6 protein-coding genes are annotated in these 4,691 nt (G+C 42.2%); 4 read left to right on the forward strand and 2 right to left on the reverse strand.

The window, feature by feature from the left end; genetic code table 11:
- The 4 genes from Q0037_RS06690 to Q0037_RS06705 form a co-directional block, all read left to right on the forward strand.
- The coding region (locus Q0037_RS06690; protein ID WP_297516876.1) for a T9SS type B sorting domain-containing protein at nucleotides 1–327 on the forward strand (327 nt) is incomplete at its 5' end.
- A gap of 534 nt (nucleotides 328–861) precedes the next feature.
- Nucleotides 862–1,251: a hypothetical protein gene (locus tag Q0037_RS06695; RefSeq protein WP_297516877.1), complete on the forward strand. Its 390-nt coding sequence runs from the start codon at nucleotides 862–864 to the stop codon at nucleotides 1,249–1,251.
- 86 nt (nucleotides 1,252–1,337) lie between these two features.
- Complete coding sequence (locus Q0037_RS06700) at nucleotides 1,338–1,958, forward strand: SOS response-associated peptidase (RefSeq protein ID WP_297516878.1); 621 nt, start codon at nucleotides 1,338–1,340, stop codon at nucleotides 1,956–1,958.
- A gap of 61 nt (nucleotides 1,959–2,019) precedes the next feature.
- The gene (locus tag Q0037_RS06705; protein ID WP_297516879.1) at nucleotides 2,020–2,406 is read left to right on the forward strand and encodes a DoxX family protein; all 387 of its coding nucleotides are present in this window, start codon (nucleotides 2,020–2,022) and stop codon (nucleotides 2,404–2,406) included.
- Here Q0037_RS06705 and Q0037_RS06710 read toward each other — a convergent pair.
- Nucleotides 2,403–2,960 (reverse strand): thioesterase family protein, encoded by a 558-nt coding sequence (locus Q0037_RS06710; RefSeq protein WP_297516880.1) that lies wholly within the window; start codon nucleotides 2,958–2,960, stop codon nucleotides 2,403–2,405. The genes Q0037_RS06705 and Q0037_RS06710 overlap by 4 nt on opposite strands.
- Before the next feature lie 59 nt (nucleotides 2,961–3,019).
- Complete coding sequence (locus Q0037_RS06715; protein WP_297516881.1) at nucleotides 3,020–4,396, reverse strand: hypothetical protein; 1,377 nt, start codon at nucleotides 4,394–4,396, stop codon at nucleotides 3,020–3,022.
- Between the last annotated feature and the right edge of the window lie 295 nt (nucleotides 4,397–4,691).

The following is a 4,691-nucleotide window of genomic DNA, read 5'->3' on the forward strand; positions in this document are numbered from 1 at the left end:
GATACTGAGGGTGGTTTGGCCAACAGTTGTGACCCGCTGCTTTTAACAGGGGTATCCATTATTGACTATCCGCATTATTTCACGCCCAACGGCGATGGTATCAACGAAACGTGGAATATCGTGGGCTTGCAAAACCAACCCGCGGCGAAGATTTACATTTTTGACCGTTACGGAAAACTCTTAAAGCAAATCAGTCCCACGGCAGCAGGATGGGATGGCACCTACAACGGTGCTTTGATGCCTGCCACCGACTACTGGTTCTTGGTAGAGTACTTTGAAGGGAATGCTCCAAAGGAGTTTAGAGCGCACTTCTCGTTGAAGCGGTAGTGAGCCCCCTAGCCCCCAAAGGGGGAATAGTGGCTAGCCCCGAAACTTCGGGGGTGACTAGTGATTAGTGACTAGTGATTAGTTAAACTTTCGACTTTTGACTTTCTAATAAAAAAAGCTGTTCGTTCTACCGAGCAGCTTTTTTTATTATTAGAAATTTTATATTTTAATTTATAAATGGATTTAGGAGAACATTTAAAATGTATAATTTATAATTTAACATAACCCATCCGCGCGAGGGGTGGCAGTGGAAATCCTTGCCGTAGCTTGCGCAGGCAAGATTGCAACGAACGACCCGACCCCGAGGCGGTAAACTTTATTTGGATGATGAATGAGATTCCGAGGGGGCGCGCCCTGATTAATGGGGCAACCTGCCTGTGGAGGGCAGTCAGGTGAGGTTATTTACTTTTGCATGAGGGTATTTGATTATCAACAATTTAGCTTAAAAAACAGTTGATAACTTCACCAAACAACTGTTAAATTCAATATCATAACCCTTTAATTTTAATATTGTTAACCAATAAATATTTGATTATGAATTTGAAAAAACTTTTAGGAGGCGGAATCGTCGGAGGGATTTCTTTCTTTTTGTTGGGATGGATTACCTATGGAATGCTTTTGAAGGACTATTTCCCGCAAGAAGAAGGCACTGAAAATCTGACGTTTATTTTTTTAGGTTCGATGAGTTATGGATTTTTATTTGGTTGGATTTTCCAACTTAATGAAGGGATTGGAAAATGTGTCTCGGGAATTAAGGCAGGATTTGGCATTGGTTTGTTTACTACGCTTTATGTCCTTTTTTTCCAAGCGATGAATCAACCTCAAATTGATGTTCAATTGATGGTAATCGACACGCTTACCATGCTTATTATTTCGGCTTTAATGGGGGCTATCGTGGCGGTGGTCAACGGTAAACTCAGCTAAGTATATTGAATTGGGTTAGTGGAAAACACGAATCGTTGGGTTCGTGTTTTTTTATGTACATTCGTAACGTATCGAAATCTTACCTTATGTGTTTTTATATGCAAATGAAAGATCCCAAGCCCAAAGTAGAAGCGCGCTTTAAGGTGCAAGCATCCCCCGAATCCTTATGGCCACAATCGGAATACTTTAATGGGTTTAGCTTTCCAAAAATTGCCCTCATTACCGATACTGCACCCCATCAACTGCAAACGAATTTCAGCTGGGGACTCCTACCCTCTTGGGCTAAAGACAGTGATTTTCGTAAAAATACGCTGAATGCACGACTGGAAACCCTTACTGAAAAACCCAGCTTTAAAAACATTACACACCAACGTTGCCTGATTCCAGCCAACGCTTATTTTGACTGGCATTGGTTAGACCCACAAGGAAAAGCAAAGCAACGGTATTGTATTCATACGTCGGAGGAACTTTTTGCCTTTGCCGGACTTTATAGTTGTGGGCAGCATCCTGAAACGGGCGAAACTATCAATACGTTTACCCTACTTACTACAGCGGCCAATGCAACGATGGCGTTCATTCACAACACCAAAAAACGGATGCCTGTCATTGTAAAACGAGAGGATGAGCTACGTTGGCTAAATCATGAAATCGAACCCAAAGCACTGGCGTTTCCCTATGAGGTGCCGCTTTTGGCTTTTCCTTACTAAAAAATAGTTTAACTCGTTGCAACTTTTTTGTATCTTTAGGTCATAACCAATACAAAAAACTATGTTAGAACGAAATCATCACTTAGGCTTATTGATCTTACGCTTGGCGGTAGGCGGACTCATGCTGTTTCACGGCGTGGCTAAATTGGAACACGGAATTGACTTTATCGAAGAAGCGGTAGGTCCTTTGGCTTATGGCGTTTATTTGGGCGAATTACTGGCGCCTTTGGCCATCGTACTGGGATACCGCACCCGATTGGCAGCTTTGGTCTTTGGTATCAATTGTATCGCTGCGGTAGCCATTGCACATTCAACCGATATTTTGAAATTGAATGAATACGGCGGGTATGCTTTGGAATTGCTGGCCTTGTATTTAATGGGTGCCTTGTCGCTTTTTTTTACGGGCGGTGGAGCGCTTGCTGTGTCTAAAAACAGCCGCTGGGACTAATCGATTTTCCCTTCAAATTTTTGTTCCGCATGCCGTAATAGCTGTTTGATGAACGCTTGTTTATCCTGAATTAAATCACTTGAAAAAGGCAACTCTGGTAAAGCAATACCCATGCCTTGCATGACGGTATCCAACGGGGTTGCCTTTCCTTTTTGCACCATACGTAATTCTTTTAGCGCTACGCAATAAAGTTTGCCTTTACGGGTGATGACCGATTCGACAAATAATCTATGTTCATCCCAATAGACCAGTTGATTGGAGACCGTGAACTTCTGAAACAGTTGTAACGAACGGCGATAAACTATAGTGGTATTCACAACAGGAGCCATAATTTTATGTTGTAATGCATAACGAAAGAAACCTGAACGAATGACCAAATCAAACCGTCCTAGTTCCATGTAATTAAGATAGCGCGCATTGTTCATGTGAATGTATTCGTCCAAATCGAAAGGCGTTACCCAATAGGTATGTTTTACAACGGCTGAAAAATCAGTAATGCGCGGACGAAAAATACTCCGAAGCAGGAGCCAGCATTTGTATACAAAAAGATGCATCGGTTTTTTGGCAAAGTACGGGAATCGAAAGGAAATCCGCAACGGTAAAAAAACACAGTTTACAATACCGAGAAAATCGTATCGCGGTATTTTTGCTGCCCATTGACATAAAACATACGATCGGCGCGGAGCACCATCGTGTAGTTTCTCCCTAACAGTTCCATGAAACCGCCGTGAATTTCAATGGTATACGCCGTGTAGGGCTGCACACGAAAATGAGGGTTTTGAAAACGGGGCATATTCGTTTCCTTCCCTTGGATGGTGGGACTGATTTTTTTTCCCACATACAAATGAAATGGAATGCCATGGGTGTCCCAACGCAGGGTATCGCCAGGACGAATCCACACACAATGGCGAGCGGCTTGGCGTTTTTCTTTCTCATTAAAAAAAGCATCGATGACTTTTAAATCTGAAAAAAGAAGTACCTCAAAAGGTGACGTATTGATAAACGTTTGACCCGATTTATCTTGAGAGATAATCCGTTTTTGGAAAAAATCGTACCCCGTTTGAAGGGTATCGGGAAAAGGTGGACCAAGTTGAATGCCGTTTTTATCGTAAAAGTAAAGGGATGGATAAAACCCTATTTTGGCCATTTCTCTTTGGTTTTGAATGGCTTCGCGTTTTTTGCTACCGTAGTGGGCTGCAACACCAATCAGCATTCCAATAATCCCCAAAAGGATGAGCGTAAATTTAAAATCCCCCATGACCCGTTTACGCTTGTGCTGTTCTTTCGGATCGGTGGGATGATAAAACAAGTAGTAAAAACCCCCAAATAAAATTTCAAAAAAGTTTACGATGCCGGGTTTGTTGACACTTTCTAGAATATCCGTCAGTTGTTCGTGTTGTTGCCTGCGAATGTGTTGCACCAACTGTATCACCTTTTTCTCGCCGATTCTATTAGCCAATTCGGCATAATAGTCAAACAAACGATCCTCCACAGAAAGGGAGGAAGAGGTCAGCGCTAAACGGTATTTTTCTAATTTGGCTTCCAACTTGTTGATGATCAAACGACGCACCCCTGCAGGCATAATGTCAACGTAGCGCCAAGTAAACTTAAGGTAATAAAAACGTTCGGCTTCAAACTCCTCCGCTACAAAGGCTTCCCAATCGGGAGTGAGAAAAGCTTCGACATCAGCAACTAAGCAACTCCAACCGTAACGTTCATAATCGGGATCGGGATAGGGTTGTAACAAATCGGTTTGTTGACGAAAATGCAGTGCAAATTCGGGATGTGTATCGAGAAAAGCGAGTATGGGACGCTTCGTTTTAAGTACTTCTAAAAATTGCGCTTGGGCATTGACACTTTCGGCGGTGTCGTTGAGTTGACTTTCGAGACGTAAGCGTTTCTCAAACTTAATGATTAGCGCATCAAGCCATTGCGAAGGAGGATCCGCATGGAAATCTTTGGCAAAAAAATAAGCGTCTAAAAAAGTCATCGATTAAAACGGCAAGGTACGATTATTTTAAGAAAATACGCTTTGAAAGGCCTGCGTGAGCGAGTGAAGCGGCATCCTTGGGTGGAGGCTACGGAACCCAAGATACAGCGGAAGACGCGACCCGGAGGGGCACGCCCAAAACTAAATTTTGTTAAAATAAAATATATTTACCAACACTGTATGGCATTAAACAAAACATAACGCAACGCTTCTTTACATTTTACATAATTTTTTACAAATTCCATAATAGTTAGTATGCACGCATAATTTTTTTGTGATTTATTATGCGTGCATA

The sequence above is a fragment of the Flavobacterium sp. genome (assembly GCF_027482425.1).
Taxonomy (GTDB): domain Bacteria; phylum Bacteroidota; class Bacteroidia; order Flavobacteriales; family Flavobacteriaceae; genus Flavobacterium.